A 25,029-nucleotide genomic window follows, 5' to 3' on the forward strand; every position below is an offset into this window, starting at 1 on the left:
GGCACGGGGTGCGCCCTGGCATGATCGGGGGCATGGCAGAACGTGTGATCGCCGCGTGTGACGGCGCGTCGAAGGGAAATCCCGGGCCCGCGGGCTGGGCGTGGGTCGTCGCCGACGGGGACGAGAAGCCCGTACGGTGGGAGGCCGGAGCGCTCGGCACGGCGACGAACAACGTCGCCGAACTGACCGCCCTGGAGCGGCTGTTGACCACCATGGACCCGGCCGTGCCGCTGGAGGTCCGGATGGACTCCCAGTACGCGATGAAGGCGGTCACCACCTGGCTGCCCGGCTGGAAGCGCAAGGGCTGGAAGACCGCCGCGGGCAAGCCCGTGGCCAACCAGGAGCTGGTCGCGCGCATCGACGCGCTCCTCGACGGCCGCAAGGTCGAGTTCAAGTACGTGCCCGCGCACCAGGTCGACGGCGACCCGCTGAACGACTTCGCCGACCGGGCGGCCAGCCAGGCGGCCGTGGTCCAGGAGGCGGCGGGCACCGCGCTCGGCTCCCCGGAGCCGCCGCCGTCTCCCACCTCCGCCGCCCCGGCCCGCGCGCGCTCGGGTGCCACCCGCAAGCGCACCGCGTCCGCGTCCGGCGGCACGTCCGGATCCGGCGCCTCCGCCTCGGGCGGCTCCGCGCGCACCCTCAAGGCGAAGTTCCCCGGACGCTGCCGCTGCGGCCGTTCGTACGCGGCGGGCGAGCTGATCGCGAAGAACCCCGACGGCTGGGGCCACCCCGAGTGCCGCGCGTCCGCCTGACCGGCGGCGCACACCCCTGACCTGCCCGGGCCCGGACGGAACGATCCGTCCGGGCCCGGGCACGTGTGACGGCCGGCTCAGCGCTTGCGCAGCGCCTTGATCAGTTCGTCCTTCGACATGTGCGAGCGTCCCTCGACGCCGACCTTCTTCGCCTGCTCGTACAGCTCGTCCTTCGTCCGGTCCTCGTAGGAACCCGCCTTGCCGCCCTTGCGGCCGGTGGCGGAGCGCGAGGAGCGGGACGCGTCGTTGGCGATGCGCGCCGCCTTCTCCTTGCCCGCGCCCTCACGGCGCAGCGCCTGGTACGTCTTCTCGTCCTTGATCTGCGCTCTGGGCACAGGAACCACCTCCAGGATGGGTTCGGTGACGGGCGTGCCCCCTTCCTGCCTGTCCCGGGTGCGCAGGACCTGCCAGGTGAAACAGGCCGTCGCGAGGGAACAAGATCGACATACCCGAAAAGAAGTGCAGGAAATTCGAAAACCTCATGATCCGTACGTAGGTTACTGAACGGTTTCCATTCACCTTGTTGCCGATCAACAGTAGAACTCGTTCCGATTCCGTCGAGAGATAGGAACTCGGAATGACTGCCGCAACCCCCACTGAAGTGGCTCGAAACGGACTGAGCCGGCGTGGCTTCCTCGCAGGAACAGGTTCTCTTCTCGGTGCCGTGGCGCTGGCCGGACCGGCCGCCGCGGCCGCCCGCGCCGCCGCCCCGGCGCTCGCCCCGCTCGCCGACGGCGCGAGCGTGCCGGCCCTCGTCGTCGGCTCCGGCTACGGCGGCTCGGTCGCCGCGCTGCGCCTCGCCGAGGCCGGGGTCGACGTCACGATGGTCGAGATGGGCATGGCCTGGGACACACCCGGCTCGGACGGCAAGATCTTCGCCAACACGACGAAGCCCGACTACAGATCCTTCTGGCTGCGCACCAGAACCAAGCAGCCCATCAGCAACTTCCTCGGCTACCCGCTCGACAAGGACGTGCCCTGTCACACCGGCATCCTCGACGCCGAGGAGTTCGGCGGCATCATCGTCTACCAGGGCCGCGGCGTCGGCGGCGGCTCGCTCGTCAACGGAGGCATGGCGGTCACGCCCAAGCAGGAGAACTTCGGGGCGATCCTGCCGACGGTCGACGCGGCCGAGATGTACGCCACCTACTACCCGCGCGCGAACGCCGGCCTCGGCACCGCGACCATCGACCCCGACTGGTTCGAGACCACCGACGCGTACCAGTACGCGCGCGTGGGCCGCAAGCACGCTCAGCGTTCGGGCTTCCCGTTCGTGTTCGTCCCGGACGTGTACGACTGGGACTACATGGAGAAGGAGGCGGCCGGATCGGTCCCGAAGTCGGCACTCGCGGGCGAGATCCTCTACGGCAACAACTACGGCAAGAAGTCCCTGCAGAAGACCTACCTCGCGCGGGCCGCGGCCACCGGGCGGGTCACCGTCACCCCGCTCCACAAGGTCACCTCGGTCACCCCGGCCTCCGGCGGCGGCTACACCGTGCGGATCGACCAGCTCGACACCGAGGGCAAGGTCACCGCGACCAAGGAGGTCAGCGCCGAGCGCGTCTTCTTCGCCGCGGGCAGCGTCGGCACCAGCAAGCTGCTCACCCGACTCAAGGCCACCGGGGCGCTCCCCGGGCTCAACGGGGAGATCGGCAAGGGCTGGGGCGACAACGGCAACGTCATGTGCGGCCGCGCCAACCACATGTGGGACCCGACCGGCGCCCTGCAGTCCTCCATCCCGACCGGCGGCATCGACAACTGGGCCGGAGGCGGCGCCTTCGCCGAGGTCGCCCCGCTGCCCACCGGCATCGAGACCTACGCGTCCTTCTACCTGTCGATCACCAAGAACCCCAACCGCGCCCAGTTCACGTACAACCCGACGACCGGCGGGGTCGACCTGAACTGGCAGACCGCCTGGAAACAGCCCTCCATCACCATGGCGAAGTCCATCTTCGACCGCATCAACTCGACGGAGGGCACGATCTACCGCACCGACCTGTTCGGCGCGTACAAGATTTGGGGCGACCATCTGACGTACCACCCGCTGGGCGGCGCCGTGCTGGGCAAGGCGACCGACAACTACGGCCGCCTGCACGGCTATTCAGGGCTGTACGTCATCGACGGCGCCCTGATCCCGGGCAACACCAGCGTCAACCCGTTCGTCACCATCACCGCGCTCGCCGAGCGCAACATCGAGAAGATCGTCGCCACCGACCTGTGAGCGGCGTCCGCCGGCGGTGAGTGCCTGCCCAAGTCCTGAGGGCGTGAGGGGTGTTCAGGACTTGGGCAGGACGCACGCCGCGTCGAGGCCGAGCACATGGTTGAGCCGGCCGAACGCCAGCCAGGAGCCGATCGCCATGCTCAGCTCCACGATCTCCGCCTGGCTGTAGTGCGCGGTCATCCGCGTCCAGAACGCCTCGTCGAGCCCGTGGTGGTCCAGCGCGTACCGCTCGGCGTACTCGGCGGCCAGTCGTGTCCGGTCGTCGAACGCGTCAGTGGTCCGCCACTGTTCCACCGCGTCCGCGAACGACTCCTCGACCTTCACGCCGTCCCGCTCGGTGCGCCAGTCCAGGCAGAACAGACACCCGTTGATCTGCGCGATCCGCAGCCGTGCCGCCTCGAACTCGCGCAGGCCGAGCTTCGAGTGGTCGTAGACCGCCATCGAGAACTGGGCGGCCACGGGCCCGATGCCGGGCACCATCTCGCCCCACACGTACGGGATCGGTTCCTCGCCCTCGGGGATGTCGATCATCATGGCTGCTTCCTTCCGATCCGACCGGCCGCGGGGAGCAGGGGCACGTCCAGTGCGTCGTACAGTCCGGGCGGCGCGGTGGTGAGCCACTCGATCGCGCCCACCAGGCGCCCCACGGCGGTCGCGTTGCCGCCCGCCGAGTGATTGCCGTCCTCGTCGGTCGCCTGCACCGTCACCTCGATGTGCGGACGGCCCTCGACGATCACGCGGTGCGCCCCGGCGCCGCCGCCCGGCGGCAGTGGCCAGTCGGGGGCGCAGGACGGGTGGATGCGGGTGATGTGCTCGACGACGAGGCGGACGGCGCCGTCGACGACGCCCTGCACCTCGAAGCGGACCGCGCCCTGCGTCCCCTTCGCGAAGGCGCCCATCGTCGCCGTCGTCACGTCCGACGCGAGCGGGCGCCGCTCCAACGTCTCGCGGATCTCGTCCAGTTCGAGCCCGAGCGCCCGCGCGAGCAGCCGGATCTGGCCGCCCCACACCATCGTCGGGATCGACTCGGCGAGCATCAGCGGCGCGTAGCCCATGGGATGCCCCATGCCGACCAGATCGCGGACCGAGTCCTCCTGGTCGTACGTGGAGTAGTCGAAGATCTCCTGGCAGCGCACGACGTCGATGCGCGAGCCCAGGCCGCTGACCAGGAGCGGCAGGATGTCATTGGCCCAGCCGGGGTCGACGCCGGACACGAACAGGGAGCCGCCGCCCTCCGCGATCGCCGCGCGGACCGGGTCCGTGAACTCGGGAGGTGCGCTGCGCGGGTCGTAGAGCGGGTAGAGCGCCGGGGAGACGACGACCGCGCCGGTGCGCAGGGCGCGGCAGATGTCGTCCAGGGCCTCGTCGGGGCGCAGTTCGCCGGACGCGGCGTAGACGACGGCGCCCGGCCGGGCGCCGAGCAGCGCGTCGATGTCGGTCGTCGCCGTGACGCCGAGCGTGTGGGCGAGCCCCGCGAGGTCGCCCGCGTCGCGGCCGGCCTTCGCGGGATCGTGCACGAGCACGCCCGACAGTTCGAGCCCGGGATGGGCGTCGACGGCCCGGATGGCCGCCCGCCCCACGTTCCCGGTGCCCCACACCACCGTGGAAGTCATGCGCCGGAGCGTAACCTGATGGACCGTCAGTTCATAGAGGTGCGGCGGCCGTAGAAGGTCTACGCGGGATGACGGCCCGCAAGCGTGCGGGCGGCCGTGAGGGTCTGTTCCGCGTAGCCGCGGCCGAACAGCACGGTGTGCACCAGGAGCGGGAACAGCTGGTGCAGCGGGACGCGCTCGCGCCACCCCGCGGCGAGGGGCGCCACGTCCTCGTACGCGCCGAGGATCCGGTCGAGGTGCGGGGCGCCGAACAGGGCCAGCATGGCCAGGTCCGTCTCGTGGTGCCCGCCGTGCGCGGCCGGATCCACCAGCCAGGCGGTGCCGTCCGCGTCCCACAGCACATTGCCGCTCCACAGATCGCCGTGCAGCCGCGCGGGCGGCTCGGCGGGACCGGCCAACTCAGGCATCCGCGCGCAGACCCGCTCGACGACGGCCGCCTCGGCGGTGCTCAAGGTCCGCGCGTCCACGGCCCGCCGCAGATACGGCAGCACGCGCTCCTCGGCGTACCAGCGCGGCCACGCGTCACCCGGCGCATTGCGCATCGGCGCGCGCCCGATGAACGCCTCGACGGGCCCGTCCGGCGGCGGCGCGCCGAACGCCGGAGCCCCCGCGCGATGCAGCTCCGCGAGCGCCCGCCCGAACCGCTCGGCGCCTCGCACGCTCGCCCGGCCCGGTGTCACCCGGTCCAGGACCAGCCACCCGCCCTCGCCCCCGTGCACCGCCGGCACCGGCACCGCGCCCGCCTGCGCGAGCCAGCGCAGACCGGCCGTCTCGGCCCGCAGGGCGACGGGATCCGCGACCCGCTTCACGACCACCGCGCGGCCGTCGTCGAGGGTGGCCTCGTACAGGTCACCGGACATCCGCCGCACGCGGGACACGGCACGCCCGGTGACTCGTGCGGCCTCCCGCGCGGCCTCGGACTCGGTCGACATGCGACCCAGCGTACGAGCGCCGAGGCCCTGTTGACGTTGCCGCGCCCGCTTGGTCTGCTGCTGCCCGGGACCGGTGACGGGCGGGGCGAGGGAGGCCGGACGGTGGCGAAGGGTCCGCACGAGGAGCGTCCGCGTTCCGGCGACGGCGTGCTCGTCGTGCAGAACACCCCGGGCGGCGGGCCCGGGCGGGTGGGGGAGTGGCTGCGCGGGGCCGGTCTCGACGTGGAGGTGGCGCGGCCCTTCGACGGGGACGTGCTGCCCGGCGAGCTCGACGGCCGGGCGATGATCGTGCTCGGCGGCGGATTCATGCCGGACGACGACGCGCGGGCCCCCTGGCTGCCGGACACCCGGCGGCTGACCCGGCAGGCTCTCGACGCCGGGACGCCCTTCCTCGGCATCTGTCTCGGCGGGCAACTGCTCGCACACGTCGCCGGAGGCACGGTCCGGGCGGCGTACGGGCGACCCGAACACGGGAGCACGGCGATCCGGCTGCGGCCCGAAGCGGCCGGGGACCCCTTGCTGCGCGGGCTCGGCGACACGGTCCCCGCGATCGAGCGACATGTCGACACGATCACCGAACTGCCGGACGGCGCCGTCTGGCTGGCATCCAGCGCGGCGTGCCCGTACCAGGCCTTCCGGGTCGGCCGGTGCGCCTGGGGCACCCAGTTCCACCCCGAGGCGGAGGCCGCCCGCATCGCCGCCTGGGACCCGGCCGGTCCCGCCGCCCACGGCCTGGACCCCGCCCGCGTACTCGCCCGCGCGGAGGCCGCCGAGCCGGCGGCGGTGGCGGTCTGGTCGGAGTTCACGCGGCGGTTCGCCGAGGTGTGCCGACCGGAGTCGTGAGGGCGAGCGCGGGCGGACGCCGGTGGGCGCGCGGGCCGGGGCGTGGCGGTTGCGGTCCCGGCCGGGTTCACGCGGGTGTGCGCGGTGCTGTGCCGGAGGCGACCGCCTCCCGGGGCTCAGCGGGCGGGGCGCCGGCCCGGCGGCGGCCGGCGGTGGAGATCAGGCTGGTCAGGACGCCCGCGAGCAGGCCCCAGAACGCCGAGCCGATGCCCAGGAGCGTGACGCCGGAGGCCGTGGCCAGGAACGTGACGGCCGCCGCCTCGCGGGAGCGCGGGTCGGACAGGGCCGTCGACAGGGAGGACTCGATCGTCGCCAGGAGGCCCACCCCGGCGACCGACAGGACCAGGACGTGCGGCATCGCGCTCAGCAGGGAGGCGACCGTCGCGCCCAGCAGGCCCACGCAGAGATAGCAGACGCCCGCCCAGACCGCCGCGAGATAGCGCCGGTCCCGGTCCGGATGCGCCTCCTCACCCGTGCAGATCGCGGCCGTGATCGCCGCGAGGTTCAGACCGAACGCGCCGAACGGGGCCAGTACCGCCTGCGCCGCGCCCGTCCACGTCAGCAGCGGCGACACCGGCACGTCGTACCCGGAGGCGCGCAGCACCGCGACCCCCGGCAGGTTCTGCGAGGCCATCGTCACGACGAACAGCGGCACGCCGACGCTGATCAGCACCTTCCAGTCGAACTCCGGGGCCGTGAACACCGGGTGCGCGAGGGAGAGCCGGAGCCGGTCGAGGTGCCAGCCGCCGGCCAGGACCGAGGCCACGACCCCGCCCGCCAGGGCGAGCAGCACCGCGTACCGGGGCAGGAGGCGCCGCGCCGCGAGATACAGCGCGAACACCGTGAACGCGACGGCGAAGCCGCCCTCCATCTGCGCGAACAGACCCGTCCCGAACTGGAGGAGCACGCCCGCGAGCAGCGCGGAGGCGAGCGGCACCGGGATCCGGTCCATGATCCGGGCGAACCATCCGGTCAGCCCGCTCAGCAGGATCAGCACGGCGCAGAAGAGGAACGCGCCGATCGCCTGCGCCATCGGCACCCCGGCCAGGCTCGTCGCCAGCAGCGCCGCCCCCGGCGTCGACCAGGCCGTGACCACGGGCGCGCGGAAGCGGAGCGACAGGCCGACGCAGGTGACGGCGAGGCCGACCCCGAGCGCCAGCATCCACGAGGAGATCTCCCGAGCGTCCGCGCCGGCGGCCCGGGCCGCCGTGAACACGAGGGCCGCCGAACTGGTCACGCCGACGGTGACCGCGATCAGTCCGGCCGCCATCGCGGAGGGCGGGGCGAGCGCGCGGAGACGGGCGAGCGAGGGCATGGGGCATCACTTCCGGACGTCCGGGAGGGGCGGAGGGGCGCGGTACGAGTTGTTCCATAAACAGAACGTTCTGTTTATGGAACACTAGGGACGCGGACCGTGAACCGTCAACACACTTCCGCGGAGGGCGCATGGGTCTGAACGACGAGGTGGGGCGCCGGCTCAGGGAACTGCGCCGGGCCGACGGCCTGACGCTGTCCGAACTGGCCCGCCGCTCCGGCGTCGGCAAGGGCACCCTCTCGGAGCTGGAGAGCGGCCTGCGCAATCCGACCCTGGAGACCCTCTACGCGCTGACCACCGCACTCGGCCGCCCGCTGAGCGCCGTCCTCGACGACCCGTCGCCGGGCGTCACCGCCGCGGCCGGAGGGGTGTCCGGCAGCGCCGTCACCGCGGTCCTTCTCGAACGGTACGAGGACGCCGACGCCGCCACCGACGTCTTCCGGATCACCATCGCCGACGGCGCCGTGCAGGAATCCGCCGCTCACGCCCCGCACACCACGGAGAGCCTGATGGTGCTCTCCGGCACGGCGGTCGTGGGCCTGCCCGACGCCCCGCAGACCGCGGGACCCGGCGGACACGCCACCTGGCGGGCCGACGGCCCGCACCGGTACGGCGCGCCGCACGGCGAGGTCCAGGGCGTGCTGTTCGTCCGCTACCCGAAGAGCCCGCCGGCCGAGCCGACGGCCTGAGCCCGCGGCGACCGTGTCAGGCGCCGGTCCCCGGCGTCCGGTCCGGCGCCATGTCGCGCAGCTTCGAGATGTCGACCGACCGGTCCGCGGACGGCGTCTCCTTCGGCACCGGCTTGCCGTAGTCGGTCAGCGTCATCGTGACCGACTCGCCCGTGCCCTTCACCGTGGCCCGCACGAGCTGGTGCGGCTCGTCCGAGGCCACGTACAGGGTGAAGTCCTTGCCGTGTTCGCGGCCGGTCAGGGGCACGACATCGGTGCCGCGCACCGTCGTCTCGTCGCCCTTGGCGAGGTTCTCCGGACCCGAGCCGCCCGAGCCGTTCTCCAGCTGGCCGCGGAAGGAGTCCAGGTCGCACACGTCGGACAGACCGTTGAGCATCGGGTCGTCGGTCGTGCCGTGCACGTACCGGCCGTCGAACAACTGCGCCGCCAGCTCGCCCGCGCCGCCCGGCACCTGCGCCTTCCAGAACGTCGCGTCCGGCTTCATCCAGACCTCGTCGCCCCGCTTGACCAGGTCGAGGCTGCCGCCGTGGGCGCCGCCCGTGCCCATCGTCAGCGACCCCGTGCAGTTCCCGTCCTCGTCGAGACGGAGATCGAACGAGGAGGGCGTCCGCAGCTCCCGTTCGTCCGTCCGCTCGGTCAGCTTCACGTGCAGCGACTTCGCGTCCGTGAGCTCCTTCTTCGCCGCGTCGGCCAGCTCCTGCGCCGACATGTCCGAGGCGTCGTCGGCGAGGGCGGGCCCCGCGGCGGCGAACACGCTCGCGCAGACGAAGGCCGCGGCCACCGGCGCGCGGACCGCCGTGCGCCAGGCGCGCGGCCTGTTCGAGGACTGTCCGGCCATGACCTCACCTCGCCGTCCCAGGCGCAACGTGCGCCCCAAACACCCCATAAAGTCTACGTTCGCCGCCCGGCGGATGCCGCGCCGAGCGGCGAGGGAGCACTCAGTCGCTCTTCCCGCACACCCGCAGCCCCACCGGCGTCCCGCACGGCAGATGCCCGTGCGTCGCGACGACCCCCTTGCCCGTCCCGTTGTCGACCGCGTACGCGAGGAAGCTCGACGCCAGCGAGTCCGCGGGCGGCCGGCCGTACGTGTACGCGTACTCGATCTCGCGGTACGGGTAGCCGCCGGTGTCCAGCCGGTCCGGGTTCGGCGTCCGCCCGTCGAGCGTGAGCCGGTGCAGCCCGTGCGGCGCGTCCGGCGGCGACGCGGCCCGCAGCTCCGCGTAGCCGAGCGCGCCCGGCGTCCGGGCCACCGTGTCGAGCACCTGCTCCGTCGAGTCGAGCTCGCAGCGCAGGACGGGCGCGTCGCGCACCGTGCGGTTCACGCAGTCGTCGGAGGAGGCCGGAGGCTCGTCCCGGCCGCCGAGCACCCGCTCGGTCAGCGCGGACCGGGTGCCGGAGCCCGAGGTGCGGCTCACCAGGACGACGGGCAGATCCGGGCCGCCCAACTCGCTCCAGTTGCGGATCTCCCCGCGGTAGACGCGCCGCACGTCCGCCACCGACAGATTCGTCAGCTTCACGTCGTCGTGCGTGACCAGCGTGAACAGCGACACCGCGATCCGGCTCTCGCTCAGCTGCGTGTAGCTCGCCGGACGCGGCCCGTCCGAGAACGCGACCGCGGCCGCCCCGTCCTGCGGCTTCCCGCCCGACAGCGCCAACTCCCGCACCCCGGTGCGGCTCCCGTGCGCCGCGACCGTGATCCGCGGCGCGTCGCCGCAGTGCTCCTCGTACTTCCGCGCCAGCTCCGTCAGCACGGGCGCGAACGCGGTCGAGCCCGTGAGCCGCAGCGTGCCCGTCTCGCAGTCGTCCGGCAGCGGCGCGGGCAGCGTCAGCGGCAGGACGGCCGCGGCCATCAGGGCGAGACCCAGGACGACCGTGGTCCAGCGGGCCTGCCGGCTGAACGCGGGCGGCTTCTCGTCCGGCGTCAGGCTGTGGTTCTCGTGCAGCGAACCGTCCTTCAGATCACCGGTCACCGCGACCCGGTCACCCTCCGCGCCCCCGTTCAGCAGCACCAGGATCTTGTAGTACGCGCCCGGCTTGAGCGGCACACGCGGGATCCGCAGCGTGCTCGGCCCCGCCACGTGCAGGCCCGGCTGATGCTCGAAGTACCCCATCAGATTGGTGTGTTCGCCGGGCAGGGTGACGTCCTGGGCGCGGATCGTGCGCCCCGGGAACTCGGCGGTGAGCCCGTACAGCGGTGAGGAGTCGAGATAGTCGGACTCCTCGATGTGCCGCGAACCGTCGTTCTCGATGCGCAGCAGCACGAGCGTCGCGTCCCGCATCTCGGGCAGGTCGTTGAAGAGCCCGAGCAGCGGCGGGTCCGCCTGCCCGGCCGCCGGGGCAGGCCCGTTGTGCCCTATCGCGATGTCCATCTGCTTGCGGAAGCCGATGCGTCTGCTGCGCCGCGCCCTGCGGTCCGCGGCGAACGGCGTGATGATCGAGACGACGCCGAGCAGCAGGCCCGCGGCCGTGAAAGTGATCTCGAGCCAGCCCATGGGGTGACGGTACGGAGCGAGGGCGCCGCTCCGGCCGGACGGCGGGGAGCTTCGCCCACTGTTCGTCGGGCGTTCAACTACGGGGAACGGCAGGGGAGTTCGCGCCCCTCGGTGCCGCGGGAACCCCGTGCCGGACCCAGCCGAGCAGCAGCACCGAGCACAGCGCCGCGCACGCGCACCACGTCGAGACGAACTCCCAGCGCCACAGCGCCGCGCACACCGCCGCACCGGCCCCCACGAGAGCACCCAGCAGCACCAGCGCCCGCTCACCGGACAGCAGCAGGGCGCCGATCGTCGCGACCAGATAGCCGCCGATCAGCCAGGCGGCGTGCGGCAGGCCGATCGCGTACGCCATGGTGTGGCCGCGGATCTCGGCGGTCACCGGGTGCGTGGCCAGCACCCCGGCGAGCACCACCGAGGTCACCACCCCGACGGCCACCGGCACTCCCAGCCGGCGCCGGGCCGCGCCGGACACCGCCCACCACACCGCGAGCGGCACCCACAGCGGCAGCAGCGGCAGCGCGATCACCGCCCAGGCGAGCGTCGCCGCACCCGTGCCGCCGCCCGCGTGCCAGACCGCGGCCTCGATCAGCTGGTGCGCGCCGAGCAGCAGCGGCAGCGCGGCGAGCGGCACGGCCCGGGGCCGCACCCGCGCCGCACGGGCCACACACACGACCCCGACCGCGGTGATCGCACCGCCCGCCACCAGATCGGCCGTCGCACTCCAGCACATGCGGCCACGCTACGGTCCCCGGCCGCGCCCGGCACCGTCAGGCGGCGCCGCCCGGACGCCGCGCCGACAGACCGCGCACCGTGGGCCCCACGGCGAACGTGCCGCTGTAGGCCCGTCCGGAACCGTCCCGGCTCACCAGCTCGATCGCGTAGCCGTCGCCGTCCGGCACGGAAGGCAGCACCGTCGCGGTCTCGCCCGCCGGGGCGGCGGACAGCTTCGAGGCCAGCCGCACCACGCGCTCCGTCTCGCCCCGCACCAGCCACATGTCGAGCTCCTGCCCCGTGGCGTTGCTCCAGGCGACGAACAGCGTGCCGCCCGCCGGATGCACGGAGGCGGCGGCCGGGGCGGTCACGGACACCGCCTGCTCCGGCCCCGGCGGTGGAGCCAGGGCCAGCAGGGGAGCGGCGACGAGGGACAGGAATCCGGTGCGGCGCATGCGACGACCTCGTTCCGAGCAGGTAGGGGGTTCGGGGTGGACGGGGCGGGCGAGAACCCGCACAGAGAGCCCTGCCACCCGGACAAGATCGTGAAAGGGCCCCGGCGGAAGCCCACTCCATGGGGTAGCCCTCGTTCCCCGAAGCGGCGGGTTCGGCAGGACAGGGCCGCCGTACAGGCGCATCCTCGCGCCCGCGCGGGCGCGATCGGGCCCGGGGACGAGGTGCCGGGGCGCCCGCGCGGGGGCACGCTGGATACGTGAGGGGGAGCCGGGAACGGCGAGACGAGGTGACCCGGATGACGGAGCGCAGCGACGAGGCGGCCATGGGCGACGAGGTCTACCAGCCGGGGGACCCGGAGGCCCGTGAGGACCAGGGCATCCTGGACGCGGAGGACACCCTCTACGACCGGGGCGTCGACCCGTACGACGCGGGCTGGTCGCCGCCGGAGCGCCCCCTCGCCGTGGAGCACACGGGCGTCACCGCGGCCGAGCGGCAGGCGGGGGAGACCCTCGACGAGCGCCTCTCGGAGGAGCAGCCCGACACGGTCCTGGAGCTGCTCGAGGCGCTGGAGAGCGACGAGGGGGACGGGGACGACGACGATGGTCTGCGCGACGAGGACGCCGAGCCGTACGACGAGGAGTCGGGGCGGTGGCGGTCCGGGCGGCGGGTCGTGTCGGTCGGTGACGGGGCCGATGCCGAGGAGGAGGTCGACGAGGTCGCCCATCAGGCGGCCGAGCACGACATGGCCGAGGAGGTCGAGCCCGAATCACTGCCCTGAGGCGGTCGCCGTGAGCATCAGGGCCACGGCCGTGAAGGCGGTGACCAGGGCCAGCGCGGGGGCACCCAGTCTCACCTCGTCCGTGGCCAGGCGCTTGGCGGTCACGCCTATGCACAGGACGCTCACCGCGCCGAGCACCATCGAGATGTAGATCAGCACGCTTGAGTCCCTTCTGCGGGGGATCCGGCCTCGGCCTCATGATTGCTTGACCGTGCGGGTCGCGCATGCGGAGCGAATTCGTCTGCCGGGTTCCGTCTCGTCGGCGGGTGCGGGCCGGTGGGGGCTGGTCGCGCAGTTCCCCGCGCCCCTGGAGATGCGCACTTCGTGCGCGATCTCCATCGGGCGGTCACCCGTCGGGGAAATGCGACGCGAAGCGTCTGCATTTCAGGGGCGCGGGGAACTGCGCGACCAGCCCCCACCGGCCCGCACCCGCCCGGAAAGGGCACCCCGCAGACGCGGACGGCGTTGTCAGCGCCCTGTGGCAGGGTGACCCCGGACGACATCGACACCGCACTACCCGGGGGACCCGCACATGTCAGATCTGGCCGCGATCAAGACGTGGTGGAAGCGCCTGGGCGACGACGGTTTCCTCGTCCTGCCCCCACCCGGCAGGGGCCGCTACACGCAGTCCGACGGCCACGAGGACGCCGCAGAACTGCGCGCCCAGAAGGGCCTCTCGGACCCCGTCTCGTTCGCCTACTGGCACTGGCAGTCCCACGAGCGCGCCTTCGACCGCTCCGGCGCCCTGACCGGTGAGCTGCTGCTGCACTGGGGCGGCGACCACACCGTCGTCACCGCGGGGCTGGGCGCGGGCCCGACCGGATACCGCCTGGTGAACGGCGGCCCCCAGGGTGCCTTCGTCCTGGACCGGATCACGCACCGGGACGCCGCGGGCCTGCCCGACCCCGCGGACCCCGACGGCGTACGCCAGTTCCTGAAGGAGCTCGACGAACCGCTGGACCGCAGCCGGCTCCCGTACACGTACCGGCCGCTCTCCCCGGCCCAGGCCGACTGGCTGCACGCCCGGCTCGCCGAACCCCTGGACCTCGTGGCCGCCACCCCTTTCGCGGTCTCCCTGGAGCGGCGCGACGCGCTGACCCCCGACGAGACGGAGCGGTTGCTGCGCGCCTGGCAGGCCGCGTACGCGGGCCGGCTCGCGGACTGGGAGGCGTGGAGCGACCTGCTGCACGCGCTGCTGCGGCAGGACCACGCGCAGGCCTGGCCCACCGTCGACGCCCTCGGCGCCCGCGCGTCGGACACCCTCACCGAGGTCCCGTCCGAGCGGGGACTCACCGCGGTACGGGAGTTCGCCCTCGCCGGTCAGCAGAGTGCGGTGCGCGACTGGCTCACCCTGCACCGGGCGTGCGAGGAACCGGACGCGGTCCGCGCGGCCGTCCGGATCGCCGCGGAACTGGCCGCGCACGACGCCCCCGAGGCGTCCCTGCGCTCTCTGCGCAGTGCGCTGACCGGCGCGCTCACCGACGACTGGCGCGAGGAGACCGGGGCCGGGCACCGGATCCAGCAGCTCTACGCCGACCTCATGACCGTCCGCTGTGCCACCGACCCGCGCCTGCCCCGCGACCTGCGCGTCCTCGCTGCCGAAGCCGTCCACGACCGCGTGGACCTCGTGCGGGAGGCGGCCCTGCGGCCGGAAGGCTCCGTGTTCACCGGAGTCGACACCGCCGACATCCTGGCCGACCTCGAACGGTACGAAGAGGCCGCGGGAGACCTGCTGCTCGGCACCGGGCCCGACCTCACCGCGTACCAGGGCACGCTCTGCGACGTCTGGCACCGGTACCGGACGCTCACCGACGCCGACGAAGCCTGGCTGCACGCGCGCGTGGCCGACCCGGACACCGAGCTCCAGGGCCTCGGCTTCTGCCTCGAACTGCTCCTCGCCCACGGCCGGGCCACGCGCGCGGACGTCGACGCGCTGCTGCCGCGCCGCCTCAAGGAGCTCACCAAGAAGTACGAGACCACCTACACCGAGTGGCGCCACCCGCTGGTCACCCTGACCTGCCTCGCGCTCGACCTGGACCACCCGGCCGCCGCGAAGCTGGTCGCGTGGTGGAACGGGAAGCGGCCGGTCTGGAAGGACCAGCAGCGACTGCTCACCCATCTCGGCGCGCCCGACGAGGCGAAGGCCGCCGAGCTGTGGGACTTCGTCACCTCGCCCGCCCACGACGTGGGCCAGCTGATGACCTGGGTGCTGGTCCGGGCCCGCCTCGACGGCGAGCACCCCCTGCGCGTCGCCGACCGGCTCATCGGCACGCCCGGTCTGCGGGACTACGTGCTGCACCGCGTGCTGCTCGGCGTCGCCGACCCCGCGCAGCCGCTGTGGCACTACAGCGTCGCCCCGCGCAGCCGGGGCTGGTGGCAGCGCGCCGTGGAGGTCGCCGAGCACCCCGGCGTCTCCGCGCGGGCCCGGGAGATCGCCCTCGGGATCGCCCGACAGCACCACCTGATCAGCCACCCCGACCAGTTGCGTCCCGTACCGACCGAGGCCGAGCGGACGGCGGCCCGGGACTGGCTGACCCGCCACGACACCGACGGGTCCTGAGCCCTCAGCGCGGCGGCGCCGACGACGGGTCCGCCGCGCGGGCGATCTCCTCCAGCCGGGCGTGGTACGCGGCCCGCTCGTCGAGGTCGGTCGTCCCCAGCGCGTCGTTGTCCCGGCGCCAGCCCACCGCGCCGTCGAGGCCCTCGCGCAGGATGTCGGCGTGGCCCGCGTGGTGCTGGGCGTCGGCGAGCACGCGGACCAGCGCGTGGTGGAGGGTGACCTCGGCGCGCTCCTTCGGCCACCAGGGGACGGTGCCGACGGTGTCGAGGGCCAGCTCCTCGACGGCGGCGTCGGAGTGGGCCCAGGAGCGCCGGTAGCGCGCCACGATCTCCTCGCGCGTCTCGTCGGCGGTCGCGTACATGTCCTGCTCGGGATCGTCCAGCGCCTCGCCGTGCTCGCGCCCGAACGTGGCGCAGAGATAGCCGAGTTCCACATAGGTCAGATGCTTGACGAGGCCCAGCAGGTTCGTCCCCGTGGGCGTCAGGGGGCGCCGTACGTCGTAGTCCGAGAGTCCTTCCAGCTTCCAGAGGAGGGAGTCACGGGCCTCCTGGAGATAGCGGTGCAGGTCGGCCTTCTGTTCGGATGCGCTCATGAGGGCAGTCTGCTGGCCGCCGCTCGGGACGATCAAGCTCTTTCCGCCGGGCGGCACCGGACCCGGGCCCTTACGGACGGACCAGTACCGCACGCGCCGTCCGCACCGATGCGTTTCGATGGGAGGCATGGGAAACGAGCAGCAGGACCGGCCCGGCGACCCCCTGACCGCCCTCCTCGACCAGGTGCGGCTGCGCCTGCGCGACCTCGACGACGGCGAGCCCGCCTCGTACATCCCGGAGCTGGGCCGCGTGGACCCCGACCTGTTCGGGCTGAGCCTGTGCGCGCTCGACGGGCAGGTGTACGCCAGCGGTGACACCACCACACCGTTCACCGTGCAGTCGGTGTCGAAGCCGTTCGTGTTCGCCCTCGCGCTCGCCGACCACGGCCTGGAGAACGTGCTGGCCCGGGTCGGCGCCGAGCCCAGCGGCGAGGCGTTCAACTCCATCCGCCTGGAGCCGGTCACCGGGCGGCCACCGAACCCGATGGTCAACGCCGGGGCCATCGTGACCAGTTCGCTCGTCTCCGGCGACACCCCCGACCAGCGCTCGGCCCGCATCCTGGAAGGCCTGAGCGCCTTCGCGGGCCGCCCGCTCAAGGTGGACGAGGCCGTCTTCGCGTCCGAGCGCGCGACCGGCGACCGCAACCGCGCCCTCGCCTACCTCATGCACAACGCGGGCTCCCTCACCGGCGACGTGGAGGAGCAGCTCGCCGTCTACTTCCGGCAGTGCTCCGTCCTCGTGACCTGCGAGGACCTCGCCGTCATGCACGCCACGCTCGCGGGCGGCGGCGTCAACCCGGTCACCGGCGACCGCGTCGTCGCCCCGCGTCACGCCCAGCACGTCCTCGCCGTGATGGCGACCTGCGGCATGTACGACGCCTCCGGCCAGTGGATGCTCCAGGTGGGGATGCCCGCCAAGAGCGGGGTCTCGGGCGCGATCGGCGTGGCTCTGCCCGGCCAGTTCGGCATCGGTGTGTTCAGCCCGCCGCTGGAGGAGAAGGGCAACAGCGTGCGCGGCATCGCCGCCTGCCACCTCATCTCCGACCAGTTCGGCCTGCACCTGATGCGGGCCACCGTGCCGCAGCGCCGGCCACTGCCGCCGCGCTCCCTGCACCCCGCGCCGCTGCGCTCGCTGCGCCACCGCCCGCGCTCCCAGCGCGAGGCCCTCGACGCCCGCCCCGACCGCATCCGGGTGCACGTCCTCCAGGGCGACCTGGACTTCGCCACCGCCGAGCAGACCCTGCGGGCCGCACGCGAACTGCCCGCCGCCGTCTCCTGGTTCGTCCTCGACCTGACCCGCGTCGGCCGTGTCGAGACCGTCGCCGCCGACCTGCTGCGAGCCCTCGGCCAGGACCTGCGGACCCGGGGCGTCCGCATGGTGCTCACGGACCCGGACGAACGCCAGGCCATGGCCCGGCCCGCCGACGAGTTCCCCGACCTCGGCCGCGCCCTGGAGTCCTGCGAGGACGGACTGCTCGCCGAACTCGGGCTCGACCCGGACGCACCCGTGCCGCTCGCGGACTGCGACCTGTTCGGCCGCGCCGACGCCCGGGTCCGTGCCGCCCTCGCCGACGCCTTCGACACCCTGCGCCTTCCCGAGGGCGAGACCGTCGAGCCGTCGGGCGCCCGGCTCGGCGGGCGCATCGTGCTGTGGTACGTCGAGTCGGGCCGGCTCGCCGTCTGCGCCGACTCCGTCTCCACCGTCCGCACCTGGTCCGCCGGGCCCGGCGCCGCGCTCACCCCCGCCGACTTCCCCGCCCGACTGCACCGCCAGGTCCTCGCCGAACGCGACACGGTGTGCCGCACCCTCACCGCCGAGAGCCTCATGCGGCTGCGGGCCCGTGTGCCGGAGGCCGTCGCGGTCCTGGAGCGGGCCCCGCTGGAGGGCGCGGAGACCGTCGACCGGGCGGACACCGCCTGACGCCCCGTCCGGACCGCCCGCTTTAATGACCCGAGTGACCGGACTCATAGATTCCAATTCCCTTTCCGCCGAAGACACTTCGGTGGTGATCATCGGCGCGGGGCCCGCCGGGCTGACCGTCGGGAACGTGCTGCGCGCCGCCGGCGTCGACTGTGTCGTCCTGGAGTGCGAGAGCCGGGAGTTCATCGAACGGCGGCCCCGGGCGGGCGTCATCGAGGAGTGGGCGGTGCGCGGCCTCGACCGGCGCGGGCTCGCCTCCGCGCACCTGCTGGCGGCGGAGCGGCACACCGCCTGCGAGTTCCGCCTCGCGGGGGAGCGGCACCGCTTCGCGTACGAGGAACTGGCGGGCAGCCGGCACCACGTCTACCCGCAGCCCCTCCTCGTCACCGACCTCGTGCGCTCCTACGCGGACGAGCGCGGCGGCGACCTGCGGTGCGGCGTGCGCGACGTACGGCTGCACGACCTGGAGTCCGACCGGCCGTCCGTCTCCTACGTCTGCCCCGACACGGGCCGGCGCCGGCTGCTGCGCTGCGCGTACGTGGCGGGTTGCGACGGCGCCCGCGGGGTGAGCCGCGCCGCCGTGCCCGAGGGCCGGGTGCGCATCGCGCGGCACGACTACGGCATCGGCTGGCTGGCGCTGCTCGCCGAGGCGCCGCCGTCCGCCGACTGCGTCCTGTTCGGCTGCCACCCCGACGGATTCGCGGGCCAGATGCCGCGCAGCCCCGAGCTCACCCGCTACTACCTCCAGGTCCCGCCCGGCGACGACCCCGCGGCCTGGCCGGACGAGCGGGTCTGGGCCGCGCTGCACCGCCGGCTCGCCGCCGACGGCGCCGCGCCGCTGACCGAGGGGCGGCTCGTCGAGAAGCGCGTCCTGGACCTGCACGACTACGTCGTCGAACCGATGGCCGTCGGCCGGCTGTTCCTCGCCGGGGACGCCGCCCACCTTGTCGCGCCCATCGCGGCCAAGGGCATGAACCTGGCCCTGCACGACGCCTTCCTCCTCGGCGACGCGCTCGCCGCCCGCCTCACCGGCGCCGACCCCGAAGGCGCCGCGCTCGGGGGCTATTCGGCGGAGTGCCTGCGCCGGGTCTGGGACTACCAGGAGTTCTCGCAGTGGCTGTCGGAGGTGTACCACGGGGCGGCCGCCGGGGACCCGTTCCGCGCGGGCACCGCCGTGGCCCGGCTGCGCCGTCTGTCGACCTCGCCGCGGGCCGCCGCGGCGTTCGCCGAGCAGTACCTCGGTACCGCCGAACGCTACTGACGGTTCCCGCACTACGGAACGCGTTCCGGTATACCAACGGCTCGGATTCGTAACGATCGCGCCCGGCGGGGGGCGCGCAATGCCCGTATTTTGTCGGGAAATTCGGAGGTGAGAGCTCTTTCGCGGTGAGGGTGTCCAGGGAATGAGACAGTCGCTGGTATACCGTGTCGCCCCAGCGCGACCCGGCCGGGCGCGCACCCCATCCGTGTAAGGAGGTGTGGTCCCGTGCGTCGCCCACCCGCCGTGCTCGCGGCGGCCGCATTGCTGACGTTCGCCACAGGCTGCGGCTCACTCGCCCCGCCCGGAGAACAGAGCGCCGCCGCTCCCCGTCTCGTCGACGACCGGCCGGTCCGCGACGGCGGAACCGCCGTCGTCGGGCTCAAGTCGGACCCCGACATGCTCGACCCGAGCCTGACGGGCACGCTCGTCGCGCGCACCGTGTTCACGTCGATGTGCGAGCAGCTCTACGACGTCGACCGGCACAACCGGTTCGTGCCCCAGCTGGCCTCCTCGATGCCGAAGATCACCGACGGCGGCCGCACCTTCACCTTCGACGTGCGCGAGGACGCGCGCTTCAGCGACGGCGCCAAGCTCGACGCGAAAGCCGTCAAGACCTCGCTCGACCGGCACCTCCACCTCAAGGGTTCCGGACGCGCCTCCGAGATCGACTCCGTCGACAAGGTCGAGGCGATCGGCCCGTACACCGTGCGTCTGAAGCTCAAGCACGCGGACACCCCGCTGCTCGGCCGGCTCGCCAACACCGCGGGCCTCATCATGTCGCCGAAGGCCCTCGCGAAGTACGGGAAGAACTTCGCGACGCACCCCTCGTGCGTCGGCCCGTTCAAGTACGAGAAGCGCGTCATCGGCGACCGCATCGAGCTCACGAAGGACCCGCTCTACTACGACGCGGACCGGGTCCACCTCGACGGCGTGGTCTACAAGACCATCACCGACGGCAACATCCGCCTGGCCAACCTGCGTTCGGGCGACGTGCAGATCGGCGACCAGATGGGCCCCGTCGAGGTGCGCAGTGCCTTCGGCGACAAGGACCTCCAGGTCCTGAACACGCCCTCGCTCGGCTACATGGCCATCACCGTCAACGTCGGCAACGACAACGGCATCGACGGCAAGCCCGGCAAGGTCGACACCCCCTTCGCCCAGGACGTCCGCGTCCGCGAGGCCTTCGACCTCTCCCTCGACCGCGAGCTGATCAACAAGGTCGTCTTCCAGGGCATGTACGCGCCCGCCTGCGGGCCCGTACCGCCCGGCACCCCGCTGTCCACGCCGACCACCTGCCGGAAGCGGGACGTGGCGAAGGCGAAGAAGCTCCTCAAGGAGGCCGGCGTCAAGACGCCCGTGCCGCTCGAACTGATGATCAACACGACGCCCGAGGACGCCCGGTTCGGCCAGGTCGTCCAGGCCATGGCCAAGGAGGCGGGCTTCGACGTGAGGCTCCAGCCCACCGAGTTCGCCACCGGCCTGCAGCGCACCTACGCCGGCGACTTCCAGGCCCGCACCGGCGGTTGGGGCGGCCAGCCCGACCCCGCCGGCAACATCGACAGCCTCGTCGGCACCACGGGCAGCAACAACCAGGGCCAGCTCTCCGACCCGGAGATCGACCGCCTCATCGCCGCCGGACGCTCGACCTCCGACACGGCGAAGCGCAAGGAGATCTACCGCGAGCTGACCGAGGCGATCAACCGGCAGCACTCGGTGATCTACACCTACCGCAACATCAACTACGCGGTCGCCGCCCAGGACATCAGCGGCATCGCCCTGTCCGGCGACGGCCTCATCCGCATGAAGGAAGCCGGACACGTGAAGGGCGGTGGCAAGTGATGGGTACCGTCCGCGGACACCTGAGCTCCTACCCGGCGCGCCGCATCGGGCAGTCCCTGCTGACCCTCGTCCTCGTCTCGATCACGGTCTTCGCCGGCGTGCGCGCCATGCCCGGCGACACCGCCCAGGCGATGGCCGGCGAACAGTCCTCGCCGGAGGTCCTCGCCGCCATCCGCGAGGAGTACGGCCTCAACGACAACATCGCGGTCCAGTACTGGAACTACGTGAGTCACGCCGTCACCGGCGACTTCGGCACCTCCGCGCGCAGCGGACTGCCCGTCCTGGACTCGATCCTCGACGCGCTGCCCATCACCCTCGAACTCGCCGCGCTCGCCCTGCTGCTGGCCGTCGTGGTCGGCATCGGCGCCGGCATCGTCGCGGCCGTGCGGCGCGGCAAGCCCGAGGAGTGGCTGGCCAACGCCGTCGCCCTGCTCGGCATGTCCGTCCCGACGTTCTGGCTCGGCATGCTCCTCGTGCTCGCCTTCGCGATCGCGATGCCGGTCTTCGCCGCCTCCGGCTTCGTGCCCTTCGGCCAGGACCCCGTCGAGAACATCCGGCGTCTCGTGCTGCCCGCGATCGTCCTCGGCTCCGGCCTCGCCGCCGTCGTGATGCGCCAGACCCGCGCCGCGATGCTCGACGCCCTGTCCTCCGACTACGTGCGCACCGCCCGCGCCAAGGGCCTCTCCGCGCGCACCGTCATCGGCCGCCATGCCCTGCGCAACTCGCTCGTCACCGTCATCACGGTGCTCGGCCTGCAGCTCGGCATGCTCATCTCCGGCGCCGTCGTCACCGAGCAGGTCTTCGTCCTGCCCGGCTTCGGCAAGCTCACCATCGACGCGGTCTTCACCCGCGACTACGCGATGGTCCAGGGCGTCGTGCTGTTCACCTCGGCCGCCTACATCCTGATCAACCTGCTCGTCGACCTCGTCTACTCGGTCGTCGACCCCCGCATCCGGCTGGGAGGCTCCCGATGACGGCCCTCGACACCGCCGCCGCGTCCGTGCTCACCCGGGAGAAGACCCCCGGCCGGGCCGCGAGCCTGTGGCGCAGACTGCGCCGCAACAAGCTCGCCCTCACCGGCACGATCCTCGCCGCGCTGTTCGTCCTCGTCGCGCTCCTGTCGGGAATCCTGACCCCCTACGACCCGGCGCAGCCCGACTTCGACAACGTGCTCGCCGCGCCCAGCGGCGCCCACTGGCTCGGCACCGACGACCTGGGCCGCGACCAGCTGTCCCGCGTCCTCGTCGGCGTCACCGCGTCGATGCAGGTCGGCGTCCTCGCCGTCGTGCTCGCTTTCGTGGTCGCCGTGCCGCTCGGCCTGCTCGCCGGCTACTTCGGCAAGCTCGCCGACACCGTCGTCTCGCGACTCACCGACACGATGCTCGCGTTCCCCTTCCTGGTGCTCGCCGTCGGCCTCGCCGCCGTCCTCGGCCCGTCCCTGAAGAACGCCACCATCGCCATCGGCATCTCGCAGATCCCGGCGATCGTGCGCATCACCCGCGCCGAGACGCTGCGCCTCAAGCACCTCGACTACGTGGGCGCCGCCATCGCCAACGGAGCGGGCAACGGCACCATCCTGTTCCGTCACATCCTGCCGAACGCGACCTCCGCGCTCATCGTGCAGGCGACCGTCGGCATCCCGTCGGCGATCATCGGCGAGGCCGTGCTCAGCTTCCTCGGCCTCGGCGTCCAGCCCCCGTCGCCCTCGCTCGGCGTCATGCTGTCCTCCGCCCAGCCGTTCATCGCCGACGCCCCCTGGATGGCGGTCTTCCCCGGCCTCGTCATCGTCCTCGCCACGCTGGCGTTCAACCTGCTCGGCGACGGCGTCCGCGACATCCTCGACCCCCGTGGAGGCTCCCGGTGACCGCCACCCAGAAGCAGACGACCGAGCCGGTCCTCAGCGTCCGTGACCTGACCGTCGACTTCCACGGCCCGGACTCCGTCGTCCACGCCGTCGACGGCGTCTCCTACGACCTGCACCCGGGCGAAGTCCTCGCCGTGGTCGGCGAGTCCGGCTGCGGCAAGTCCGTCACGTCCATGGCGGTGATGGGTCTGCTCCCGCCCACCGCCCGCATCGGCGGCTCCGTCGCCCTCGACGGCCAGCAACTCGTCGGCGCGAGCGAACGCACCTGGCGCTCGCTGCGCGGCCGTCGGCTCTCCATGATCTTCCAGGAGCCGATGACCTCGCTGAACCCCGTGCTCACCATCGGGCGGCAGATCACCGAGGTGCTGATCCACCACCAGAAGCTGAGCAGGAAGGACGCGCGCGCCCGCGCGATCGAACTGCTCGACCTCGTGGGCATCCCCGCCCCCGCCCAGCGGGTCGACGAATATCCGCACCAGCTTTCCGGCGGCATGCGCCAGCGCGTCATGATCGCCATCGCGGTCGCCTGTGACCCGGCCGTGCTCATCGCCGACGAGCCGACGACGGCCCTCGACGTCACCGTGCAGGCCGGCATCCTCGACGTCCTCAAGTCGCTGCGCGACCGGCTCGGCACCGCGATCGTGCTCATCACGCACGACCTCGGTGTCGTCGCCGAGACCGCCGACCGGGTCCTCGTCATGTACGCGGGCCGGCCCGTCGAACAGGCCCCGGCCGACGAGCTGTTCGCGCACCCGAGCCACCCGTACACGCGCGGGCTGCTCGGCGCCGTGCTGCGCCCCGGCAGCCGCACGGCCGAGGGGCGTGCCCGGCTCAACGAGATCCCCGGACTCGTGCCCGACCTGCGCAAGCAGCCCGACGCCTGCGCGTTCGCGCCGCGCTGCACGTTCGCGCAGGACGACTGCCGCGAGGGCCGTCCGGCACTGCGGACCCTGTGCGGTACGCACCGGATCGCCTGTCACCACCCGGCGGGCGCCGCCGAGTCCGAGGTGGTGTCCGCGTCCACGTCCGCGTCCACGTTCACGTCAGAGTCCACGTCAGAGTCAGAGTCAGAGGAGGTCGCCCGATGAGCGGGACCCCCGTCCTTGAGGTCCGTGACCTCCAGCGTCACTTCCCGGCCGCGTCCGGCACGGTCAAGGCCGTCGACGGCGTCTCGCTGACCATCGGCCCCGGCGAGGTCGTCGGGCTCGTCGGCGAGTCCGGCAGCGGCAAGTCGACCGTGGGCCGCTGCGTGGTCCGCCTCGACACCCCCACGGGCGGTGAGGTCGTCATCGACGGCACCGACGTCACCACGCTGTCCCCGCGCGCCATGCGTCCCCTGCGCAAGAAGGTCCACCTGGTCTTCCAGGACCCGTCCTCCTCGCTCAACCCGCGCATGACGATCCGCCAGATCATCGCCGAGCCCCTGCGGCTGCACGGCCTGGCCAACCGTGCCGAGGCCTCCGCCCGGGTCGACGAACTCCTGCGCCAGGTCGGTCTGCGGCCCGAGCTCGCCGACCGCACCCCGCACCAGCTCTCCGGCGGCCAGCGCCAGCGCGTCTCCATCGCGCGGGCCCTGTCCGTCGAGCCGGCGTTGCTCATCGCGGACGAGCCCACGTCCGCGCTCGACGTGTCGGTCCAGGCGTCCGTCCTGAACCTGCTCGCCGATCTGCAGAAGGAACGCGGCTTCGGCTGCCTGTTCATCACGCACGACCTGGCAGCGGTCGAGTACCTCGCGGACCGGATCGCCGTGATGTACCTCGGGCGGATCGTCGAACTCGCCCCGGCCGTCGAGCTGTTCGCCGACCCCAAGCACCCGTACACGCAGGCGCTGCTCTCGGCCGCGCCGGTGCCGGACCCGCAGGAGCAGCGCGAACGCTCGCGGATCGTGCTCGGCGGCGACCTGCCGAGCCCGCTGGACCCGCCGCCCGGCTGTCACTTCAACACGCGCTGCCCGCTGGCCACGGACCGCTGCCGTACGGAGTCCCCGGCCCTGCGCACGCTCCCCGACGGCCGCCAGGTGGCTTGCCACCTCGTCGCCGAGGACGGCACGGCCCCGGACGCGCAGTCGGTCTGACCCGACCCGGAGCACGCGAAGTCCCCTGGCCCGGAACGCAGTTCCGGGCCAGGGGACTTTTCGGACGGTCGCGCCGTCGTGGTTGCTCGCGCCCGCGCGGCGGAGCCGCATAT

24 protein-coding genes are annotated in these 25,029 nt (G+C 72.9%); 13 read left to right on the top strand and 11 right to left on the bottom strand.

The window, feature by feature from the left end:
• The first annotated feature begins 20 nt into the window (after positions 1 to 20).
• A complete protein-coding gene (locus ACZ4E1_RS03945) occupies positions 21 to 752 on the top strand; it encodes a ribonuclease H family protein (RefSeq protein ID WP_467535549.1) in 732 nt (243 codons plus the stop codon).
• Positions 753 to 829: 77 nt separating this feature from the next.
• Here ACZ4E1_RS03945 and ACZ4E1_RS03950 read toward each other — a convergent pair whose 3' ends face one another.
• Positions 830 to 1,087, bottom strand: a complete 258-nt coding sequence (locus ACZ4E1_RS03950; protein ID WP_467535551.1) for a DUF7218 family protein — start codon at positions 1,085 to 1,087, stop codon at positions 830 to 832.
• Between the two features lie 242 nt (positions 1,088 to 1,329).
• Here ACZ4E1_RS03950 and ACZ4E1_RS03955 point away from each other — a divergent pair, with 242 nt between their 5' ends.
• Positions 1,330 to 2,973, top strand: coding sequence for a GMC oxidoreductase (locus ACZ4E1_RS03955; protein ID WP_467535552.1), 1,644 nt, complete (start codon positions 1,330 to 1,332; stop codon positions 2,971 to 2,973).
• 54 nt (positions 2,974 to 3,027) lie between these two features.
• Here the strand turns inward: ACZ4E1_RS03955 and ACZ4E1_RS03960 are convergent, their stop codons facing one another.
• The 3 genes from ACZ4E1_RS03960 to ACZ4E1_RS03970 are packed head-to-tail and all read right to left on the bottom strand — an operon-like array spanning position 3,028 to position 5,518.
• The gene (locus tag ACZ4E1_RS03960) at positions 3,028 to 3,507 is read right to left on the bottom strand and encodes a carboxymuconolactone decarboxylase family protein (protein ID WP_467535553.1); all 480 of its coding nucleotides are present in this window, start codon (positions 3,505 to 3,507) and stop codon (positions 3,028 to 3,030) included.
• The gene (locus ACZ4E1_RS03965) at positions 3,504 to 4,586 is read right to left on the bottom strand and encodes an NAD(P)H-dependent amine dehydrogenase family protein (RefSeq protein WP_467535555.1); all 1,083 of its coding nucleotides are present in this window, start codon (positions 4,584 to 4,586) and stop codon (positions 3,504 to 3,506) included. Before ACZ4E1_RS03965 ends, ACZ4E1_RS03960 begins: the two co-directional genes overlap by 4 nt.
• Positions 4,587 to 4,645: 59 nt before the next feature.
• Complete coding sequence (locus tag ACZ4E1_RS03970; RefSeq protein ID WP_467535557.1) at positions 4,646 to 5,518, bottom strand: fructosamine kinase family protein; 873 nt, start codon at positions 5,516 to 5,518, stop codon at positions 4,646 to 4,648.
• 102 nt (positions 5,519 to 5,620) lie between these two features.
• On the opposite strand from ACZ4E1_RS03970, the gene ACZ4E1_RS03975 reads away from it, so the two are divergent.
• Positions 5,621 to 6,361 (top strand): type 1 glutamine amidotransferase, encoded by a 741-nt coding sequence (locus tag ACZ4E1_RS03975; RefSeq protein ID WP_467535559.1) that lies wholly within the window; start codon positions 5,621 to 5,623, stop codon positions 6,359 to 6,361.
• A gap of 67 nt (positions 6,362 to 6,428) precedes the next feature.
• Here ACZ4E1_RS03975 and ACZ4E1_RS03980 read toward each other — a convergent pair whose 3' ends face one another.
• A complete protein-coding gene (locus ACZ4E1_RS03980; RefSeq protein ID WP_467535561.1) occupies positions 6,429 to 7,676 on the bottom strand; it encodes a benzoate/H(+) symporter BenE family transporter in 1,248 nt (415 codons plus the stop codon).
• Between the two features lie 131 nt (positions 7,677 to 7,807).
• On the opposite strand from ACZ4E1_RS03980, the gene ACZ4E1_RS03985 reads away from it, so the two are divergent.
• Positions 7,808 to 8,365 (top strand): helix-turn-helix domain-containing protein, encoded by a 558-nt coding sequence (locus ACZ4E1_RS03985; protein ID WP_467535563.1) that lies wholly within the window; start codon positions 7,808 to 7,810, stop codon positions 8,363 to 8,365.
• Positions 8,366 to 8,381: 16 nt separating this feature from the next.
• On the opposite strand, the gene ACZ4E1_RS03990 is transcribed toward ACZ4E1_RS03985, so the two are convergent.
• From ACZ4E1_RS03990 to ACZ4E1_RS04005, 4 genes are all read right to left on the bottom strand, one after another.
• Entirely contained in the window at positions 8,382 to 9,203 is an 822-nt protein-coding gene (locus tag ACZ4E1_RS03990) for a LolA-like protein (RefSeq protein WP_467535565.1), read from the bottom strand.
• A gap of 100 nt (positions 9,204 to 9,303) precedes the next feature.
• Positions 9,304 to 10,857 (bottom strand): substrate-binding domain-containing protein, encoded by a 1,554-nt coding sequence (locus ACZ4E1_RS03995; RefSeq protein ID WP_467535566.1) that lies wholly within the window; start codon positions 10,855 to 10,857, stop codon positions 9,304 to 9,306.
• 73 nt (positions 10,858 to 10,930) lie between these two features.
• Positions 10,931 to 11,590 (bottom strand): DUF6629 family protein, encoded by a 660-nt coding sequence (locus ACZ4E1_RS04000; RefSeq protein WP_467535567.1) that lies wholly within the window; start codon positions 11,588 to 11,590, stop codon positions 10,931 to 10,933.
• A 37-nt stretch (positions 11,591 to 11,627) separates the two neighbouring features.
• Positions 11,628 to 12,026: a Ser-Thr-rich GPI-anchored membrane family protein gene (locus ACZ4E1_RS04005; RefSeq protein ID WP_467535569.1), complete on the bottom strand. Its 399-nt coding sequence runs from the start codon at positions 12,024 to 12,026 to the stop codon at positions 11,628 to 11,630.
• A 296-nt stretch (positions 12,027 to 12,322) separates the two neighbouring features.
• On the opposite strand from ACZ4E1_RS04005, the gene ACZ4E1_RS04010 reads away from it, so the two are divergent.
• Entirely contained in the window at positions 12,323 to 12,805 is a 483-nt protein-coding gene (locus ACZ4E1_RS04010) for a DUF5709 domain-containing protein (protein ID WP_467535571.1), read from the top strand.
• Here ACZ4E1_RS04010 and ACZ4E1_RS04015 read toward each other — a convergent pair.
• The gene (locus ACZ4E1_RS04015) at positions 12,794 to 12,964 is read right to left on the bottom strand and encodes a hypothetical protein (RefSeq protein ID WP_467535573.1); all 171 of its coding nucleotides are present in this window, start codon (positions 12,962 to 12,964) and stop codon (positions 12,794 to 12,796) included. The two genes, ACZ4E1_RS04010 and ACZ4E1_RS04015, sit on opposite strands and share 12 nt — an antisense overlap.
• 373 nt (positions 12,965 to 13,337) lie before the next feature.
• Between ACZ4E1_RS04015 and ACZ4E1_RS04020 the strand changes: the two genes are divergently transcribed.
• Positions 13,338 to 15,365 carry a hypothetical protein gene (locus ACZ4E1_RS04020; RefSeq protein ID WP_467535574.1) on the top strand — a complete coding sequence of 676 codons (2,028 nt, stop codon included), beginning with the start codon at positions 13,338 to 13,340 and terminating at the stop codon, positions 15,363 to 15,365.
• Positions 15,366 to 15,369: 4 nt separating this feature from the next.
• Here ACZ4E1_RS04020 and ACZ4E1_RS04025 read toward each other — a convergent pair whose 3' ends face one another.
• Positions 15,370 to 15,957 (bottom strand): DinB family protein, encoded by a 588-nt coding sequence (locus ACZ4E1_RS04025; protein ID WP_467535576.1) that lies wholly within the window; start codon positions 15,955 to 15,957, stop codon positions 15,370 to 15,372.
• Between the two features lie 127 nt (positions 15,958 to 16,084).
• Here ACZ4E1_RS04025 and glsA point away from each other — a divergent pair, with 127 nt between their 5' ends.
• From glsA to ACZ4E1_RS04060, 7 genes are all read left to right on the top strand, one after another.
• Positions 16,085 to 17,878: a glutaminase A gene (gene glsA, locus ACZ4E1_RS04030; protein WP_467535579.1), complete on the top strand. Its 1,794-nt coding sequence runs from the start codon at positions 16,085 to 16,087 to the stop codon at positions 17,876 to 17,878.
• A gap of 25 nt (positions 17,879 to 17,903) precedes the next feature.
• A complete protein-coding gene (locus ACZ4E1_RS04035; RefSeq protein WP_467535581.1) occupies positions 17,904 to 19,139 on the top strand; it encodes a 4-hydroxybenzoate 3-monooxygenase in 1,236 nt (411 codons plus the stop codon).
• 225 nt (positions 19,140 to 19,364) lie between these two features.
• Positions 19,365 to 20,978 (top strand): ABC transporter substrate-binding protein, encoded by a 1,614-nt coding sequence (locus tag ACZ4E1_RS04040; RefSeq protein WP_467535582.1) that lies wholly within the window; start codon positions 19,365 to 19,367, stop codon positions 20,976 to 20,978.
• Positions 20,978 to 21,952, top strand: coding sequence for an ABC transporter permease (locus tag ACZ4E1_RS04045; RefSeq protein WP_467535584.1), 975 nt, complete (start codon positions 20,978 to 20,980; stop codon positions 21,950 to 21,952). Before ACZ4E1_RS04040 ends, ACZ4E1_RS04045 begins: the two co-directional genes overlap by 1 nt.
• The gene (locus ACZ4E1_RS04050) at positions 21,949 to 22,842 is read left to right on the top strand and encodes an ABC transporter permease (RefSeq protein WP_467535586.1); all 894 of its coding nucleotides are present in this window, start codon (positions 21,949 to 21,951) and stop codon (positions 22,840 to 22,842) included. Before ACZ4E1_RS04045 ends, ACZ4E1_RS04050 begins: the two co-directional genes overlap by 4 nt.
• Positions 22,839 to 23,930 (top strand): ABC transporter ATP-binding protein, encoded by a 1,092-nt coding sequence (locus ACZ4E1_RS04055; protein ID WP_467535588.1) that lies wholly within the window; start codon positions 22,839 to 22,841, stop codon positions 23,928 to 23,930. The genes ACZ4E1_RS04050 and ACZ4E1_RS04055 overlap by 4 nt, the downstream gene beginning before the upstream one ends.
• Positions 23,927 to 24,916: an ABC transporter ATP-binding protein gene (locus ACZ4E1_RS04060; RefSeq protein ID WP_467535591.1), complete on the top strand. Its 990-nt coding sequence runs from the start codon at positions 23,927 to 23,929 to the stop codon at positions 24,914 to 24,916. The genes ACZ4E1_RS04055 and ACZ4E1_RS04060 overlap by 4 nt, the downstream gene beginning before the upstream one ends.
• Positions 24,917 to 25,029 lie beyond the last annotated feature (113 nt).

This window comes from Streptomyces sp. NPDC025806, from assembly GCF_055558275.1.

What these genes read in the sequence shown, in the direction of transcription:
- ACZ4E1_RS04060 (WP_467535591.1), top strand. Translation starts at nt 23,927, where the DNA reads ATGAGCGGGACCCCCGTCCTTGAGGTCCGTGACCTCCAGCGTCACTTC.
- ACZ4E1_RS03995 (WP_467535566.1), bottom strand. Translation starts at nt 10,857, where the DNA reads ATGGGCTGGCTCGAGATCACTTTCACGGCCGCGGGCCTGCTGCTCGGC.
- ACZ4E1_RS03960 (WP_467535553.1), bottom strand. Translation starts at nt 3,507, where the DNA reads ATGATGATCGACATCCCCGAGGGCGAGGAACCGATCCCGTACGTGTGG.
- ACZ4E1_RS03970 (WP_467535557.1), bottom strand. Translation starts at nt 5,518, where the DNA reads ATGTCGACCGAGTCCGAGGCCGCGCGGGAGGCCGCACGAGTCACCGGG.
- ACZ4E1_RS03985 (WP_467535563.1), top strand. Translation starts at nt 7,808, where the DNA reads ATGGGTCTGAACGACGAGGTGGGGCGCCGGCTCAGGGAACTGCGCCGG.
- ACZ4E1_RS04045 (WP_467535584.1), top strand. Translation starts at nt 20,978, where the DNA reads ATGGGTACCGTCCGCGGACACCTGAGCTCCTACCCGGCGCGCCGCATC.
- ACZ4E1_RS04035 (WP_467535581.1), top strand. Translation starts at nt 17,904, where the DNA reads ATGACCCGAGTGACCGGACTCATAGATTCCAATTCCCTTTCCGCCGAA.
- ACZ4E1_RS04050 (WP_467535586.1), top strand. Translation starts at nt 21,949, where the DNA reads ATGACGGCCCTCGACACCGCCGCCGCGTCCGTGCTCACCCGGGAGAAG.
- ACZ4E1_RS04020 (WP_467535574.1), top strand. Translation starts at nt 13,338, where the DNA reads ATGTCAGATCTGGCCGCGATCAAGACGTGGTGGAAGCGCCTGGGCGAC.
- ACZ4E1_RS03965 (WP_467535555.1), bottom strand. Translation starts at nt 4,586, where the DNA reads ATGACTTCCACGGTGGTGTGGGGCACCGGGAACGTGGGGCGGGCGGCC.
- ACZ4E1_RS03955 (WP_467535552.1), top strand. Translation starts at nt 1,330, where the DNA reads ATGACTGCCGCAACCCCCACTGAAGTGGCTCGAAACGGACTGAGCCGG.
- ACZ4E1_RS03945 (WP_467535549.1), top strand. Translation starts at nt 21, where the DNA reads ATGATCGGGGGCATGGCAGAACGTGTGATCGCCGCGTGTGACGGCGCG.
- ACZ4E1_RS04005 (WP_467535569.1), bottom strand. Translation starts at nt 12,026, where the DNA reads ATGCGCCGCACCGGATTCCTGTCCCTCGTCGCCGCTCCCCTGCTGGCC.
- ACZ4E1_RS03980 (WP_467535561.1), bottom strand. Translation starts at nt 7,676, where the DNA reads ATGCCCTCGCTCGCCCGTCTCCGCGCGCTCGCCCCGCCCTCCGCGATG.
- ACZ4E1_RS04025 (WP_467535576.1), bottom strand. Translation starts at nt 15,957, where the DNA reads ATGAGCGCATCCGAACAGAAGGCCGACCTGCACCGCTATCTCCAGGAG.
- ACZ4E1_RS04000 (WP_467535567.1), bottom strand. Translation starts at nt 11,590, where the DNA reads ATGTGCTGGAGTGCGACGGCCGATCTGGTGGCGGGCGGTGCGATCACC.
- ACZ4E1_RS04010 (WP_467535571.1), top strand. Translation starts at nt 12,323, where the DNA reads ATGACGGAGCGCAGCGACGAGGCGGCCATGGGCGACGAGGTCTACCAG.
- glsA (WP_467535579.1), top strand. Translation starts at nt 16,085, where the DNA reads ATGGGAAACGAGCAGCAGGACCGGCCCGGCGACCCCCTGACCGCCCTC.
- ACZ4E1_RS03990 (WP_467535565.1), bottom strand. Translation starts at nt 9,203, where the DNA reads ATGGCCGGACAGTCCTCGAACAGGCCGCGCGCCTGGCGCACGGCGGTC.